This is a genomic window from Rhodococcus sp. W8901 (genome assembly GCF_013348805.1).
GTDB lineage: Bacteria > Actinomycetota > Actinomycetes > Mycobacteriales > Mycobacteriaceae > Prescottella.
Window position 1 is genome coordinate 5,509,514 of sequence record NZ_CP054690.1, and the last position, 15,557, is coordinate 5,525,070.

The window sequence follows — 15,557 nt, forward strand, 5'->3', positions numbered from 1 at the left end:
GCCGTTGTGGGGCGACTCGTCAGCGCCCTGCGGTGGACGTCACGAAATCGGTGTCCGCACGGCGCAACACGGCATTGCATGCGTTGCAGGTGTACTGGGGTTCGAGCAGGTGCTCGCCCGCGCTGTGCACGATGGTCAGGCCGGACCGTCCATTCTCGGACAGATGCCGCGCCGCCCACGCGTTGAGTGCGGCGAACACGGGAAAGAAGTCGAGGCTCTTGGGCGTGGTGCGGTACTCCTGCCGTCGCGCGCCGTCCACGATCGGCGCGCGGACCAGCATCCCGTTGTCGATGAAATACGCGAGGCGGTCGGTCAGGGTGACCGGCGAGATCGATCCGAGCCGGTCCTGCAAGTCGCCGAATCGGCGGTTGCCCTCGAGTAGGGCGGCGAGCAGGAAGGTCGACCAGCGATCGGCGAGCACACTGGTGGAGTCCATCCCCGACGCGTCACCCTTCGCCGTGCGCCGGGACCGGCGGTCGGCGACGTCGACGAGGAGCGGCGCATCGACCTCGGTCCGCACGTCGCGGGCCGTCACCCCGATCGCCTGGCACCCGCCGCACCCGAACACCGGGGTGATGACGTGCCCGCACGTCAGGTGGCGAAGTTGTGTGGTCGGTTGGGCGGGTGCCCACGGCGCCCAGTGGCGGTCCCAGCTCCACAACGCGACGAAGACTTGCCACAGGTCGCCGCCGAGATCGGTGAGACGGTATTCGTTACGCGGCGGCGCGGTCGAGTACGGATGCGCGTCGAGGATCCCGTCGTCGATCAGCCGACCCAGGCGATGCGAGAGGACTGCGTCCGAGATCCCGAGCTGGTCACGCAGTTGCGCAAAGCGCTCGACACCGGCGAAGACGGCCCGCATGATCTGCAGATTCCATCTGTCACCCACGATGAGCAGAGCGCGCCCCAGCGCGGACGACGCCGGGTCGGCCGGTGGCTCCGCGGGGCGCGGCGGGACGGTGGACATGCCGTCCATCATCGCAAACAGCGTCGGTCCGGGCGCAGTGGCGTTGCACCCCACCTCTCCACACATTCAACTTCTCATCGAGAAGTGATTCGTTCGACAGGAGACACCCCCCGATGGGGATCTCATTGCCATTGGTCGTTACCTGCATTGCACTGCTGCATGATTCACCAGAGCCACTGCCGGTTCCAGTAACTCTGCATCTTGTAGTGATGGCGGCGCGAGGCTAGCCTGAGATGCGACGCCGGCGCGCGTCGACACCCGAGCGTGCCGAGATCGGCTACCGGTCCACCGGCGGCGATATCCACCGGCCTCGCCGTGGACCTGGCCGGGCGCCCATCCCATCCACGCGTCGTGCGGCATCACCCGCCGCCTTCCCCGAACCCGACGACAACAAGGACGAACAGATGACGAACCCCGTGTACGTGCTCGGAGGAGCCCAGACCGACTTCGCCAGGAACTGGTCGAAAGAAGGGCTCGGCCTGGTCGACATGTTTGCCGAGACCGTGCCCGCCGCCCTGGCGGACGCACGGGTCGACGACCACGAGGTCGGTGTCGTGCACGTGAGCAACCTCGCCGGAGAACTCTTCGCAGGCCAGGCCCAGCTCGGCGGCATGGTGGTTGCGGCCGTGCCGGGACTCGACGGCCTACCGAGTACACGGCACGAGGCAGCGTGTGCCTCCGGCAGCACGGCGGTACTCGCCGCGTGTGCGGACATCGAGTCCGGCCGATACGACGTGGCGCTGGTGGTCGGGGTCGAGCTGATGCGCAATGTGCCCGCACAGACGGCCGCCGAATATCTGGGTACCGCGGCGTGGGCGGGGCGGGAGGCTCTGGGTGTGAAGTATCCGTGGCCCGCGCTCTTCGCCGACATCGCGCAGGAGTACGAACGGCGCTACGGCCTCGATCATGCGCATCTCGGACGGTTCGCCGAGATCGCGTTCGACAACGGATCCCGCAATGGTCTTGCGCAGACCCGGGATTGGGACTTCCCGGCGGGATCCTTCGACGAGAACGAGGAGGTGAACCCCATCGTGGAGGGGATGCTCCGCAAGACCGACTGCGGGCGCATCACCGACGGCGGTGCCGCCGTGGTGCTGGCCGGGCCGAGGTTTGCGCAGGCGTGGGCGCAGCGGACCGGAGCCGACCTGGACCAAGAGGCCACGATCGCCGGATTCGGTCACCGCACCGCGACCCTGCTGCTCGCGGACAAGCTCGCCCAGAGCGCCGACCAGGATTACCTCTTCCCGCACCTGCGCGGAGCCGTCGAGGACGCCTACCGGCGCGCGGGGATCGCGGGGGTAGGCGACCTGGACGTCGCCGAGATCCACGACTGCTTCACCATCAACGGGCTGGTCACACTCGAGCACATCGGCCTGGCGGACCCGGGCAAGGGCGGCGAGGTGGTGATGGACGGCTCGATCGAACGCGGCGGACGGCTACCGGTGAACCCCAGCGGCGGACTGATGTCGCACGGGCACCCGGTCGGTGCCACCGGCGTCCGGATGGTGCTCGACTCGGCGCGGCAGGTCACCGGTCGGGCCGGAAACCACCAGGTAGACGACGCCCGACGCGCCCTCACCGTCAACATCGGTGGATCGTTCACGACGGCGGTGTCCACGGTCGTCATCCGAGGCACCCGGTGACCGTCATCCGCGCCACCCGGGTGCCCGTGTAGCCCACAGACGACGAAAGCCTCCTGGGCGAAGCGGCTTTCGGACCGCCTCGCCCAGGAGACCTTCGAACCGTCCCTCGGCCCGCACCGCGGACCGAGGGACGGTTTCTCTACGTACGGGCCTCGGCCAGCTGATCGGCGCGCACCCAGGTGGCATGGAAGCCGGACGGCACCCGGCGCGGCAACAGCACCCGAGCGATCGGTCCCGCCGCGACATCCTCGGCGTCGAAGATGTTGATCTCGCCTCGGTCCTCGGCCTCGTCGTTGACGAAGCAGACCAGGTAGCCGTCGGTCTCTCCCGTCGATCCGTCACGCGGCGCGAAGGGGGCCTCCGAACCCCAACGCCCGGAACCGAACTTGTGCTCTTCCTTGGTGCCCGTCTGCGAGTCGAAGCGCACGAGCCCGTCGAAGAGCAGGGTCGGTTCGTTCCCGAGACTCATGTTGTACGAGTACCGGTGCGAGCGGCCCATGACCCGCGAATCCACGCTGGGGAACTCGATGTTGGCGTTGTCGAGTTCGGTCTCGATGGTGGCGCCGGTGCGCAGGTTGAAGCGGTACCGGTAGAGCTGTGCATCGAGCCGCATGTACGCGAGCATGTTCGACAGCGGCGAGGCGAAGGTCGTCTGGTGCTGAGGGTTCTTCACCCGGCACACGTCCATGATGATCTCGTCGCCCTCTTCCCACGAATTGACGACGTGGTAGATGTAGCAGGGCTTCACCTCGAACCAGCGCACGTCGCTGCCGTTTCCGTGACGAGGAATGACCGCGAATCGAGCGGGCAGCTCCTGATCGTAGAAGATCCGGTACTTGCCGGCCCGGCGCGCATCGTGGTCCTGCACCAGCGGCAGGTCCATGAGGATCGAGTAGTTGGCGGTGATCCCGATGTCGTGCGGAAGTCGCGGACCCGGCAGATCGATCTGCGTGAGGTGCGTCTGACGACCATCGGCGCCGATGATGCCGTAGCGCAGGAAGTCCTGGTCGGGCCCGTAGTCGAACCAGATCAGCTCGCCGGTGGCCTCGTCGACCTTGGGGTGCGCCATCATGTCGCCCGCGAAGGTACCCAGGAAGTCCTGCGCACCGAGTGTTTCCAGGGACAGCGGGTCCACGCTGTAGGGCGTTCCACAGAGGTACCACGTCGCCAGGACCTGACCGCGGTGGTAGATGACGTCGGTGTTGGCGGAATCCTTGATCCCGAGGCCGTGTCCGTTGCCCCACGGATTGTCCTTCGGGTTCTCCATGAGTCCGGTCCACAGGGCGCGGCCCGCATCGGACTCCTCGTGGAACGCCTTGGTCCGAACGTACCGGTTGCGGTACCGCACCTTCCCGTTCTCGAAGTGCGCGGCGTGAATCATGCCGTCGCCGTCGAACATGTGATAGCGGCCCGGCGCCGCGAACTGCCGGTTCGGGCCGTTGCGGAGGTACACACCGTTGAGGTCCTTGGGGATCTCACCGATGACGGTGAGATCGTCCAGGGTGAGTTCGTCGTCGACGGGCGCGAACACTCCGAGGGTGTACGGATTGTCGTCGGTGGCGTCGACCGGGCGAGCGACGGCAATGGGGTCGCCGTTCGCGCGGGGCTGGGTGGAAGTCATGCCTACTCCGCTTCGGTGGTGTCGAGGATTGATCGAGTGGATGAATGCTGTTGCGGCGCCGAGGGGTAGATCACCAGCTGAGTGCAGCGGAAGAGCGCGATCGGATTCCCGGCGCCGTCGCGGACGGTGGCGTCCCATACCTGGGTGCGCCGTCCGCCGTGTACGAGCGACGCCGTCACGGTGACCGTCCCGGACCGCGCGGTGCCGAGATAGTTGGTCTTGAGTTCGAGTGTGGTGAATCCGGACGCCTCGGCGGGTAACGCCAGCCGTGCGCCGACACCGCACACCGTGTCGGCCAAGGCCACGACGGTGGCCGCGTGCAGGTATCCGTTCGGCGCCAGCAACTCCTCGCGAACCGACAGTTCGCCGGTGACCGCAGCGGCCGACGCCGCGAGGATGCGCATTCCGACCAGGCCGGGGAATCGCCCCTCGAGCATCGCGGTCATCTCGTCGGCGATGTGGCCGCCGGACCCGGTCGGCGTCTCGCGCGGCCGCCCGACCGGCGCGCCGTCGCCATCTGGTGATCCCATGGTCAGCCGACCTTCGCGACCTCGCCGCGAATGTCGCGGCGCTGCAGCTTTCCGACCGGGTTCCGGGGGAGCTGCTCGACCGTGACGAGCCGCTCCGGCAGCTTGAACGACGCGACGTCCTTGGCCCGCAGGAATTCGACCAGATCCTCGAGCACGACATCGTCCCCGTCCTTGGGAACGACCACCGCGCAGCACTTCTCACCGAGGACGTCATCGTGGTATCCGACGATCGCCACGTCAGCGACGGCGGGGTGGTCGATGAGAATCCCCTCGATCTCGGCCGGAGCGATGTTCATCCCGCCGCGGATGATGATCTCCTTGCTCCGGTCGACGAACTTGAGGTACTCGCCGTTGTCACCGCACAGCTCGAATATGTCCCCGCTGCAGAGGTATCCGTCCTCGTCGAACGGGCTCGACGCCGCGGTTCCCTCGAGATAGCCGGCGAAGATCGTGGGTCCCTTCAGCCGGAGCTCGCCGCGCCCACCGACCGCCGTGACCTGTTCGCCCGTCGCCAGATCCACCAGGCGCACCGAGGTGCGCTCGGCCACGCCGGTGGCCCAGGACCTCTCCGATGAGCCGTAGTTCGGCAGGTACTCGGCACGGATCAGCGGGTCCGGCGTGTCCGACGGGGCCCCGAGCATGCACACGCCCTCGTTCGAGCCGAAGAAGTTGAGCACCTCGACACCGAGCGAGTACTGCCAGTCGCGCACCACGCCGGGGGGAAGCGGGGCGCCGCCCGACCCCACCCGCCGGAGCGCGGACAGGTCGTATGCGGTCCGAAGGTCCTCTCGCTGCAACAGCATGGTGAGAATCGCCGGCGGCATGCTGGTGTGGGTGACGCGATAGCGCTGGAGCTGATCGAGGTAGACGGCGAGGTCCAGCGGGTGGTGGTGGACCACGTGACCGCCGCCGAGCAGCCACGGCAGCAGCGAGGTCGCGAACCCGGCCATGTTGACCATCGGGAACGGGTTGAGCATGACGGACGCCTCGTCCGTCTCCAGACCGTCCTGAACCGCCTGCCCGACCGCGATCCAGTCACCGTGACACCGGGGTACGCCCTTGGGCGCGGCCTCGGTGCCGCTGGTCCAGCAGATCGTGATGCAGTCGTTCACCGATCGGGGCAGGGCCGCGTAGGCACGCCGCACGGCATCGACCGATTCGTCGGTGGCGGGGGCAGCGTCCAGCGGCCGCCCGCGATTCGACGCCGGCGGGCCGAAGGTGAACACGGTGTGCAGGGAGGGCACCTCGCCGATCAGGCTGAGCGCCTCGTCGGACGGCGTCCGGTCGCCCAGGCTGTTGACGGTGACAACCGCTACCGCCGAGGCGGATTCGACGATCCGGGTCAATTCGTACCGTCGGTACGAGGCAGGCATCGGGGCCGCGATCGCTCCGAGGCGCCACAGCGCGAAGTAGGTCGCGGTCAGGGCGACGGAGTTGGGCATCAACACCGCCACGACATCTCCGGGACCGATTCCCGACTCGTGCAGCTTGGCAGCCAGGTCGTCGACGCGGGCGTCGAGTTCCTGCCAGGTGAGTGCGTCCGGCTCGATCCCGCACAGCACGGGCAGGTTCGTCGGATCGGTCACCGCCGGGGCGTCGCCGCGACTCCGGATCTGGTTGTCGAGGAGATCCAGCACGGTCAGCGGCGACCACCAGCCGTGTTCGAGGTAGTCGTCGACACGGCTATCGGGATGGCACGGGCGTAAACGGTTGGCGGCGTGGCCTTCCGAGATGACGTTCATGGCGTCCTTTCGGGCAGTGGTCTGGGGGCAGAGGGTCAGCGGAGTCGGCGGACGACGACGGCGGCACCGAGCCCGAGCGCCGCCGGGATGGTCACCAGGGCGTACTCGCCATCGACGCGGGAGAGCTGGTCCAGGGCGTTGACGAGGAGGGCGCCACCGCCGGCGCCCAGCGGATGGCCGGTGGCGAGCGATCCACCGAGCGGGTTGACCTTGTTCGGATCGAGCCCCAGCTCCCGGGTCATCACCAGGGCGGACGCGGCGAAGGACTCGTTCGCCTCGATCACGTCGAGCTGTCCGGCGGTGATGCCCGCGTTCGCGAGGGCACGCCTGGAGGCGGCGACCGATGCTGTCAGCAGCGGCGAGCGCACGGCGGCCTGGGCGACGCCCACCACCTCCGCGATCGGCTCGCGGCCGATCCGATCGCGCGCGGCTGATGACCCGAAGACCGCCATCGCCGCACCGTCCGCCATCTGCGGGGCGGTGGCGGCGGTGTGCAGTCCGCCATCGGGACGCCGGACGGCGGGCAGGCGCAGCGCCACCCTGCTCCACGACGGATCCTCCCCGAAGAGGGTGGCGAGTTCGCCGAGGGACTCGAGACTGATGTCGGGTCGGGGTCCCTCGTCCGACTCGAGGATCGTCGTGGCGCCCGAGCGGACCGGAATCACCGACCGGGACAGCGGGGCCGCGGCGGCACGCTGGTGCGAGGTCACCGCGTAGGCGTCGAGATCCGTTCGGGTCAAACCATATTCGGCTGCCGTGAGATCGGCGGAGACCCCGATGGTCACGTAGCCCGTGCGGTCGCCGAGCTCCTCGTCGGAGACGAACGCCGGCCGGTCCGAGAGCATCGGTACCCGCGACATCGACTCGACGCCGCCGGCGACGACGATGTCGGCGATGCCGGACGCCACCTTGGCCGAGGCGGACTCGATCGCGTCCAGTCCCGAGCAGCACAGCCGGGAGACCACCCCGGCGCCGACCTGGTCCGGCCAACCCGCCCAGAGCACGGCGGTGCGGGCGACGTTGCCGCCCTGTTCACCGACGGCCGTACTGGTGCCGACGATGACGTCGTCGACGGTGTCGGCGGGAAGCCCCCGTTCCTGCAGGGCGGTGAGCAACTGGGCGAGAAGTTCGTGCGCGGGTACGTCGGCGAACGTGCCGCCCTGACGCCGGACCCGAGCCTTCGGCGTGCGGACCGCGTCGTAGATGTAGACGCCGGATGAGAACTGGGACATGGTCACTCGCCCCCGACCTGGCGGCGATCCTGGACGATGCGGAATCGCCCGGCGACGAAGGACTCGTCGGTGAGGGTCGCGTTGCCCGCCGGGTTGAGGCCGGTGACGTGGTAGTCGCTGTAGGCGGCCGCGAACTGCATGGGCATCGAGGACACCAGATTCGCCGACAGGGAGGCCCCGGCATCGGCGTACGCGTCGGCCACCTCGTCGACGACGGCGTCGTCGGTGCAGTAGAGGTACGAGCTGATCGCGCCATGGCTGCGGACGCTCGCGGTCGCGTGCTCCACCGCGGACGCGGTGTCGGCGCAATCGACGAGGAATGCGACCGGGCCGAACTGTTCACCGTCGGGGAGGGTTGCGCCCCGGCGCGGGTCGACCCGGATGACCAGCGGAGTCACCGCCCGGGCCTGGGGGTAGTCCGGATGGGCGTACGGCACCGGCCTGCGGAGCAGAGTCCCGTTGGCCTCGGCCGCGTCGGCGAGCGCGGTGATCGAGTGCAGCGTCGCGTCGGACTGCAGCGCCCCGCAGACCGCCCCGGCGCGGCGGGGCGCGCCGGCGAGGTCGTCGATCGCGGACAGGAGGGCCTCGACGACGTCGTCTCGGGCGATCACGCCGTCGTCGGTGAGCACCCCCGCGTCGGGGATGTAGATGTTCTGGGGTGTGGTGCACATCTGGCCGCTGAAGAGCGAGAGACCGCCGGCGAGCGTGCGCATGGCCGCCGACAGGTCGGAAACGGAATCGAGGACAACGGTGTTGACGCCCGCGGTCTCGGTGAACACCAGGGTGTTCGGGAGGTTCTGTTCCAGCCACGACCCGAACGTGGGGCTGCCGGTGAAGTCGACGATCCGCACCTCGGGGCTGGTCGCCAGCTTCACCGCGACGGGGGCGTCCGCGGTGTCGACGACGAGCTGGACGGCGTCGGCCGGCAGCTGCGCCTCGGCCAGCACCTCGCGCATCACACCCACCGCGAGCGCGGTCGCGAGCACCGAGCGGGGGTGCGGTTTGACGAGGACCGGATTTCCCGTCGCGAGGTTGGCGAGGATGGCCGGGTAGGCGTTCCAGGCCGGGAACGAGGCGCAGGCGACGACGAGTGCGGTGCCGAGCGGCCGGGCGCGGAATCGCTTCTGCAGGGTCACGTCCGACTTGCCGAATCTCTGCTGCCACGTCACGTGTTCGGGGACCCGGGTCATGGCCGACCAGGCCATCGCCACTGCCTCCAGGCCACGGTCGAGTGCGTTGGTTCCGCTACCACTGCAGGCCATGTTGAGGCTCTGTCCGGTGGTGTGCGAGGTGACGGCCGCAAACTCCTGGCCGCGGCGGTGAATCCGGTGCAGAGCCTCGAGGCACACGCCGACCCGCAGCTCGACACCTGCGTCGCGGAGGGCGGCGGCGGTGGCGGCCGCGCCCTCGAGCGCTTCGTCCACGGACGGCGCGCTGTAGGTGACGTTGAGCGCCTTCCCGGTGTACGGCGATACCTCGTCGGCGGTGATCACCGAGTCGGTGGGAGACGAAAGCTTCAGGGTGGCACCGTCATAGGCGCCGACGAGGACGTCGGACTGCGCGGCGTCGGGCGGGGCGATGGGCGCATATCCGGTCCACGCGGCGCGGGTGCGGTTGGCCTCCGCCGCGGCCTGCAGCAGTTCGAGGTGGGATTCGAAGAACATGGGCGCTCGTTCCTGTGTCAACAGAGTTGTGGCGATCAGTCAGTCATCGGGGTGGGGCCCCTCCGCCGAGGGCAGCCGCCCCACCTTGACCGAAGTAACTACTGTTATTGAAGTGAACCAGCACACAGCATGGGTTGTCAACGGTCGACCACGTCGAACCGCTCGATGGAGAGGGCGCTGCGTCTAGCGCGGGAGCTGAGTGCCGAACGGAAAGGGTTCGAAGCGCACGGACGTGCGCTCCAGCCTGGCCTCGCACCCGCGGCAGCGCAGTGCCGGGAGCAGCCAGGAGCCACAGTCGCGGTGGCGGAGCTTCGGGCCGAGTGGGAGCTCGTCGGGATGCGCGACCTGTGTCCACGACAGCAGGAACGCAAAGATCGGGAACAGCCCTCGGCCGCGCGGGGTCAACACGTAGTCGCGACCGGTGCCGTGTTCGCTCCGGGTGAGTATCTGCACCTCGGACAACCGCACCAGTCGCTCGGTGAGCGTCGTCGGCGAGATCTTCAGGATCGACTGGAACTCGCCGAATCGGCGAACCCCCGACAGTGCCAAGCCCGTGACAAGGGCGCTCCAGCGGTCACCGATCGCCTCCATGACCTCGGTGAACTGCAGGTCGGCCCGGCTCACCGACGGGGCATTGCGGGTCGATCGCCGGCGCCCGCTCCGGGCCACGAGCACCAGCGATTCGGGGTCCAGTTCGAGTTGCGCGTCCCGCGTGCCCACGGCGCCGTCGCAGTGCCGGCACATCAACGCCGGTGGCCCCCGGTGGCCGCAGTCGATGTGCACCAACTCGGGTTGCAGCAGCCCCTCCGGGGACCACTCGCGCTGCCAGGCCCAGACGCTGGCCAGGATCTCCCACGTCGCCATGCCGAGTTCGGTCAGGAGGTAGTCGTGGCGGTCGCCGCCGTCCTGTTGCGGCCGGCGCTCCATCAGCCCGGCCTCTACCAGCGCGTTCAGTCGGGCCGTCAGCATGGCCGGTGGAGCGCCGGTACGGTCGATCCACTGGCTGAAGCGCCGCACATGATCGACGAAGGCCTCGCGCAGGATGGCGAGAGTCAGCCGGTCACCGAGCAGGTCGATCGTCTGGGCAACCGGGCTCTGAGGCGCGGCGGCCCCGGATTCGGCCACGTCACCCACCTCCAGGCACTGCCCGCGACGATCGCATCCTGTCGGATCGTCTGTCAGGCCTCCAACACAATAGCGATGCCCTGGCCCACTCCGATGCACGCAGCCGCGACCCCGATTCCCCCGCCGAGCCGGCGCAGATGACGCAGGCAATCGACCACCATTCGGGCCGCCGATGCACCGAGCGGATGACCGAGAGCGATGGCGCCGCCGAACGGGTTGACCCGATCTACCGGGATGCCGGGCAGTTCACGAAGGCAGGACAGGACCATCGCGGCGAACGCCTCGTTGAGCTCGAGCACTCGAACGTCGGCAAGCCCGAGACCCGCACGGTCCAGGGCCTTCCCGATGGCGGCCACGGGCGCCAGCGCGAACTTGTCGGGCTCGGTGCCGACGACCGCCGAGGCCAGCACCCGGCCGAGCGGTTCGACACCGAGGTCGTCGGCAGCGGCTCCGGTGCCCACCAGGGCCGCGACCGCTCCGTCACTGATCGGCGACGAATTCCCGGCGGTGACGCTGCCGCCGCTGGAGAAGGCGGGCCGCAGCGCGGACAGGGTCGCGAGGTCGGTCTCGCGGATCGATTCGTCGCGGTCGAGGTTCGGGTGCGGCGCGACGAAGCCGTCGTGCACACCGTCCGCCCACGCCCGGCCCGCCAGCTCATGGGACCGCAGCGCCCATTCGTCCTGCTCGAGCCGGCCGACGCCCACCTGCTGCGCCACCAGCTCCGCCGATCTGCCGAGCGTCTCGACCCAGGCCGCGGGGAATCGGGGGTTCGGCATGCGCCACCCGACGGTGGTGGGGATCAGCTCCATCGACCGAGGAAACGCGGTGTCCACCGGCGGAAGCACGTACGGAGCGCGGCTCATGCTCTCCGAGCCGCCGGCGATCGCGATCTCGGCGTCGCCCACTTCGACACGCCTGACCGCGGACAACACCGCCTCGGCGCCGGAACCACACAGTCGGTTGACCGACACCCCGGGAATCGTGTGGGGAAGCCCCGCGAGCAGCAACGCCATCCGGGCCACGTTCCGATTGTCCTCGCCCGCGCCGTTGGCATTTCCCCAGACGACGTCGTCGATGCGGCCGGGATCGAGCGTGGGGTGCCTGCGGACCAGGTCCGCGATCGGAAGCGCGGCCAGGTCGTCGGCCCGGACGTGCGAGAGCGCCCCCCTGACCGCGCCGAACGGGGTCCGGACTGCATCGATCACCCACGGTGCGCGTCGGTCGGATGGGGACAGGCGTCGGGTCATGCGGGACTCCTCCTCTGCGGGCTGGGCGGCCCTTGCGAAAACCCGCCCGGTCGTTGTCTACTTCAATAACTGTAGCGAATGGAGGGAGTCCCATGTCCATAGCCGAGGTGGTTCGAACCGCGGCCGATCGGTACGGGCCCGCGATCGCGATCCAGGACAACTGCGAGTCTCGAACGTTCACCGAACTGTCGGACCGGGCACACGCGCTGGCCGGGGGCCTGCACGGTCTCGGCATCGCGGCGGGGAGCCGGGTCGTGGTCCTACTCGGCAACTCCGCCGCCGCGGTCGAGGTCGATCTCGCGCTGGCGATCGGCGGGTTCGTCCGGGTCTCGCTCAATCCACGTGTGGGCCGGACGGATTGGGAACGCGTCGTCCACGACTGCGCACCGGACGCACTGATCGTCGACCCGCGGATAGACGGCGCGGCCGAGTTCGCCGCCCGGACGACCACGCCGACCGTGATCTCCGTCGGCGGGACGTCGTCGACCGGGCCTTCGGTCGACGAGTTGGCGACCGGTGTCGCGGGCCGCACCCCGTTACCCACACCCGAACCGAGTTCGCTGTGCGCGCTGCACTATTCGTCCGGGACCACCGGGATCCCCAAGGGCGCCCAGCGGACCCACGCGAACCGGCTGGCCTCGCTGGACGCGATGCGCGACCACGTGCTCGCCGGCACCCTCGACGGAGCCGAGCCGGCGGTGTTCCTGCACGCGGGCCCCGTCATTCACACCAGCGGCTTGTTCGTGCTGCCGTTCCTCGAGGCCGGCGGGCGGCAGGTGCTGCTCGATCACGTCGGCCCGGCAGGTCTGATCGACGCCGTCGAGGCCCACTCCGCGACGCACACCGCGCTGGTGCCCACAGTCATCGCCCGACTGCTGGACTTCGACGACGATCGGCTGTCGGTGATGCGACGACGCATGCGCATGCTCGCGTATGCGGGCGCACCGATGCCGGTCGAGCACGTCCGGCAGGCGTACCACCGCATCACGCCCAATCTCGTGCAGTACTACGGAATGGTCGAGGCGATCCCACCCCTGACGGTGCTGACCGCAGCGGACCACCGCCGTGGCGTGCTCGAGAACGCCGACCTGCTCGGCTCGGTGGGGCGGACCTGCCCGGGGGTGGACATCGCGTTCCGCGCCCTCGACGACACCGTCCCCGATGGCGAGGTCGGCGAGCTCGTCGTCGCCGGCCCCGCCGTGAGCCCCGGCTATCACAATGCCGGCACGCGAACGGATTTGGGCAAGAGCCACGTCGACGGCCACCTGCACTCGGGCGACCTCGGCTACCGCGACCCGGACGGCTACATCCACCTGACCGGCCGCAGCAAGGACATGATCATCACCGGCGGATACAACGTCTATCCCCGCGAGGTGGAGGAGGCGATCTCCGCGATCCCCGGCGTCGACGACGTCGTCGTCGTCGGGCTGCCGGACGAGGTGTGGGGGCAACGCATCGTCGCCGCGTACACCTCGGGGGCCGCGGAGAGCATCGACGGCGGTGTCGTGCTGGCGGAGAGTCGCAACCGTCTGCCCGACTACAAACGCCCCAAGGCCGCGCACCGCGTCGACCGTCTCCCGTTGACCGCACTGGGCAAGGTCGATCGGGCGGCGGCCACCGAGTTGCTCGACGCGCTCGTCCGAGACGCATCGTGAACGCACAACACACTTTCACCGACATACTCCGACAGAGGACACCATGACCGACTCGTTCCTGACCACCCTGCGCCTGCCCGTCGTCGCGGCACCGATGTTCCTGGTGTCCGGCCCGGAACTCGTCACCGCCGCCTGCACCGCCGGCATCGTCGGCTCCTTCCCGACCCAGAACTGCCGTACCGCGGCGGATCTCGACACCTGGATGGGATCGATCACCGATCAGCTCCGCGCGGCGGAGGCCACCACAGCCCCGGTCGCCCCGTGGGCGGCAAACGTGATCACGCACAGCAGCAATGCCCGCCTCGCGGACGATCTGCGCCTCATCGCCGAGTACAAGCCGCAGATCGTCATCACCGCACTCGGGTCCCCGAAGCCCGTGATGGACATCGTCAAGGGCTACGGCGGCACGGTGATCGCCGACGTCGTGAACCTGCGCCTCGCGCACAAGGCCGCCGACGCGGGCGTGGACGGCATGGCCTGCGTGTCGGCCGGCGCAGGCGGACACACGGGCCACCTGTCGCCCTTCGCGTTCACGTCGGCCGTGCGCGAGTTCTTCGACGGGATGATCATCATCGGCGGCGGCATCAGCGACGGGCACGGTGTCGCGGGTGCGATCACCGCCGGCGCCGACCTGGTCTACATGGGCACCCGGTTCCTGGCGGCCGCGGAGAGCATGGCCGTGGACGGGTACAAGCAGATGGTCGTCGACGCCGGGCCCGACGACCTCGTGGTCAGTTCCGCGATCACCGGCACCCCGGCGTCCTGGCTCAAGCCCAGCCTCGTCGCCTGCGGACTCGACCCCGACAACCTGACACGCCCGTCCGGAGAAAAGAACTACACCGCGGGCGCGGAATCGATGAAGCGCTGGAAGGACGTCTGGGCCGCCGGCCAAGGGCTCCAGCCCATCCGCGCGATCGAACCGGTGAGCGCGATCGTCGAGACGATCGAAAGGGAGTACGTCGCGGCGCTGCAGCGGGCGAGTCAGGTGATCACGACCGCCGTGCGTTGAGTTCCTCACGGCGCTCGAGCGAATGAACGGCAGGCACGTCTCACTCACGAATTTGCCGGGGCCCGGAACCCGCTCAACTCGGAAGAACCGCTGAAGGCGTTGGAAAGAACCAATCTTTGCATTCTTCTGTGGGCTGCACGGTGCTGCGATAGCGTCCGCGAATCGGGAGTCGATGCCGACCGTCGGTATCGAACGCGACTACACGGGAGCATGCCAATGAATCGCCGTTTTGCTGCGAGTCTGATGTTCGTCACCGCGGGAATCTTGATGGTGCCCGCGGCCGGCGCCGCCTCGGCGGCTACGCAGGGGGTCGGGTCCGTGTACTGCGCCTCCGGTGAAGTCAAGTCCGAAGATGGTTTGTCCTGCGCCACGACGGACATCAATGGGGAAATGGGCACCGGCTCCAGCGTATTCGGCATTGACCTCACCGACCTCGTGTCGCTGATCGGGTCGATCGCGAGCAGCTGAGCGCGGCAGGCGGTGCGATTCGCATCGCGGCACGTCCCGGCGCGGGTCCGCAAGGATCTGTGCCCGCGCCGGGACATGCCGGATCGAGGCAGACATCGCGAAGCCAGTGGGACGGGTCCCGTTGCCCGGGGTCAACTTTCGTGGTGAACGGTAACGGTGTCGTTCCGATCCCAAACGGCGACAAGCAGTTGGTCGGTGGGCTTGTCAGCGCCGATTGCGAAGTCGAGTGCGAGGACACGTTCCGTCGCCGCCGGGCTGATCGCGATGCCGACGAGGACCAGATGGTCGAGGAAGACGCCGTCAGTGACAACCTCACCGGTGTCCACGTCGAACAGGTCGCACACCATCTCTTCGGGAATCTCCTCGAGATGAAAATCGCGAAACAATGAACTCGTCGACCGGGGATCGGTCAGCTCAGCGGCGAAAGCGACGAAGGCCGCAGCGACCAAAGTCTGCACATCGCTGAGAGCCGCTTCTGCCTTGTCGAGTTCGCTCTGGTTCAGCGTCTCATCACCCTGAATCCAATACCATGCACCCGCACCGAATCCGTCTATGCCGGCAGGAAGCACGGCGCCGACCAACGCGTCGTCACCGAAATCGAGGTGGCCCGCGAACCGGCTCGTCAATTGACCCATGATCCGATCGTGCCATCCA

The 15,557-nt window shown here is 68.7% G+C and carries 13 protein-coding genes; 4 read left to right on the plus strand and 9 right to left on the minus strand.

Annotated features, from left to right (window positions below; all coding sequences use genetic code 11):
* Positions 1-19: 19 nt before the first annotated feature.
* A complete protein-coding gene (locus HUN07_RS25675) occupies positions 20-967 on the minus strand; it encodes a winged helix-turn-helix transcriptional regulator (protein WP_174914038.1) in 948 nt (315 codons plus the stop codon).
* Positions 968-1,371: 404 nt separating this feature from the next.
* On the opposite strand from HUN07_RS25675, the gene HUN07_RS25680 reads away from it, so the two are divergent.
* Positions 1,372-2,610, plus strand: a complete 1,239-nt coding sequence (locus tag HUN07_RS25680; RefSeq protein ID WP_174914040.1) for an acetyl-CoA acetyltransferase — start codon at positions 1,372-1,374, stop codon at positions 2,608-2,610.
* Positions 2,611-2,749: 139 nt separating this feature from the next.
* On the opposite strand, the gene HUN07_RS25685 is transcribed toward HUN07_RS25680, so the two are convergent.
* The 7 genes from HUN07_RS25685 to HUN07_RS25715 all read right to left on the minus strand — a co-directional run bounded on the left by HUN07_RS25685 (position 2,750) and on the right by HUN07_RS25715 (position 11,771).
* Positions 2,750-4,231, minus strand: coding sequence for a carotenoid oxygenase family protein (locus tag HUN07_RS25685; protein ID WP_174914042.1), 1,482 nt, complete (start codon positions 4,229-4,231; stop codon positions 2,750-2,752).
* Between the two features lie 2 nt (positions 4,232-4,233).
* Entirely contained in the window at positions 4,234-4,761 is a 528-nt protein-coding gene (locus HUN07_RS25690) for a PaaI family thioesterase (protein ID WP_254622682.1), read from the minus strand.
* A gap of 2 nt (positions 4,762-4,763) precedes the next feature.
* Positions 4,764-6,503, minus strand: coding sequence for a class I adenylate-forming enzyme family protein (locus HUN07_RS25695; protein WP_174914044.1), 1,740 nt, complete (start codon positions 6,501-6,503; stop codon positions 4,764-4,766).
* A gap of 35 nt (positions 6,504-6,538) precedes the next feature.
* Positions 6,539-7,735 carry a thiolase family protein gene (locus HUN07_RS25700; protein WP_174914046.1) on the minus strand — a complete coding sequence of 399 codons (1,197 nt, stop codon included), beginning with the start codon at positions 7,733-7,735 and terminating at the stop codon, positions 6,539-6,541.
* 2 nt (positions 7,736-7,737) lie between these two features.
* Positions 7,738-9,399, minus strand: coding sequence for an aldehyde dehydrogenase family protein (locus tag HUN07_RS25705; RefSeq protein WP_174914048.1), 1,662 nt, complete (start codon positions 9,397-9,399; stop codon positions 7,738-7,740).
* A gap of 183 nt (positions 9,400-9,582) precedes the next feature.
* Positions 9,583-10,524 carry a winged helix-turn-helix transcriptional regulator gene (locus HUN07_RS25710; RefSeq protein ID WP_114724415.1) on the minus strand — a complete coding sequence of 314 codons (942 nt, stop codon included), beginning with the start codon at positions 10,522-10,524 and terminating at the stop codon, positions 9,583-9,585.
* A 53-nt stretch (positions 10,525-10,577) separates the two neighbouring features.
* The gene (locus tag HUN07_RS25715) at positions 10,578-11,771 is read right to left on the minus strand and encodes a thiolase family protein (protein ID WP_114724416.1); all 1,194 of its coding nucleotides are present in this window, start codon (positions 11,769-11,771) and stop codon (positions 10,578-10,580) included.
* A 92-nt stretch (positions 11,772-11,863) separates the two neighbouring features.
* Here HUN07_RS25715 and HUN07_RS25720 point away from each other — a divergent pair, with 92 nt between their 5' ends.
* From HUN07_RS25720 to HUN07_RS25730, 3 genes are all read left to right on the plus strand, one after another.
* Positions 11,864-13,426: a class I adenylate-forming enzyme family protein gene (locus tag HUN07_RS25720; protein WP_174914050.1), complete on the plus strand. Its 1,563-nt coding sequence runs from the start codon at positions 11,864-11,866 to the stop codon at positions 13,424-13,426.
* 43 nt (positions 13,427-13,469) lie between these two features.
* Positions 13,470-14,435, plus strand: coding sequence for an NAD(P)H-dependent flavin oxidoreductase (locus HUN07_RS25725; protein ID WP_174914052.1), 966 nt, complete (start codon positions 13,470-13,472; stop codon positions 14,433-14,435).
* A 216-nt stretch (positions 14,436-14,651) separates the two neighbouring features.
* Entirely contained in the window at positions 14,652-14,903 is a 252-nt protein-coding gene (locus HUN07_RS25730; RefSeq protein ID WP_114724392.1) for a hypothetical protein, read from the plus strand.
* A 131-nt stretch (positions 14,904-15,034) separates the two neighbouring features.
* On the opposite strand, the gene HUN07_RS25735 is transcribed toward HUN07_RS25730, so the two are convergent.
* A complete protein-coding gene (locus tag HUN07_RS25735; RefSeq protein WP_174914054.1) occupies positions 15,035-15,538 on the minus strand; it encodes a DUF2004 domain-containing protein in 504 nt (167 codons plus the stop codon).
* Positions 15,539-15,557 lie beyond the last annotated feature (19 nt).

Bases quoted from the DNA above. Each gene is read 5' to 3' on its own strand.
- HUN07_RS25675 (WP_174914038.1), bottom strand. From the start codon at position 967: ATGTCCACCGTCCCGCCGCGCCCCGCGGAGCCACCGGCCGACCCGGCG.
- HUN07_RS25680 (WP_174914040.1), top strand. From the start codon at position 1,372: ATGACGAACCCCGTGTACGTGCTCGGAGGAGCCCAGACCGACTTCGCC.
- HUN07_RS25685 (WP_174914042.1), bottom strand. From the start codon at position 4,231: ATGACTTCCACCCAGCCCCGCGCGAACGGCGACCCCATTGCCGTCGCT.
- HUN07_RS25690 (WP_254622682.1), bottom strand. From the start codon at position 4,761: ATGGGATCACCAGATGGCGACGGCGCGCCGGTCGGGCGGCCGCGCGAG.
- HUN07_RS25695 (WP_174914044.1), bottom strand. From the start codon at position 6,503: ATGAACGTCATCTCGGAAGGCCACGCCGCCAACCGTTTACGCCCGTGC.
- HUN07_RS25700 (WP_174914046.1), bottom strand. From the start codon at position 7,735: ATGTCCCAGTTCTCATCCGGCGTCTACATCTACGACGCGGTCCGCACG.
- HUN07_RS25705 (WP_174914048.1), bottom strand. From the start codon at position 9,399: ATGTTCTTCGAATCCCACCTCGAACTGCTGCAGGCCGCGGCGGAGGCC.
- HUN07_RS25715 (WP_114724416.1), bottom strand. From the start codon at position 11,771: ATGACCCGACGCCTGTCCCCATCCGACCGACGCGCACCGTGGGTGATC.
- HUN07_RS25720 (WP_174914050.1), top strand. From the start codon at position 11,864: ATGTCCATAGCCGAGGTGGTTCGAACCGCGGCCGATCGGTACGGGCCC.
- HUN07_RS25725 (WP_174914052.1), top strand. From the start codon at position 13,470: ATGACCGACTCGTTCCTGACCACCCTGCGCCTGCCCGTCGTCGCGGCA.
- HUN07_RS25730 (WP_114724392.1), top strand. From the start codon at position 14,652: ATGAATCGCCGTTTTGCTGCGAGTCTGATGTTCGTCACCGCGGGAATC.
- HUN07_RS25735 (WP_174914054.1), bottom strand. From the start codon at position 15,538: ATGGGTCAATTGACGAGCCGGTTCGCGGGCCACCTCGATTTCGGTGAC.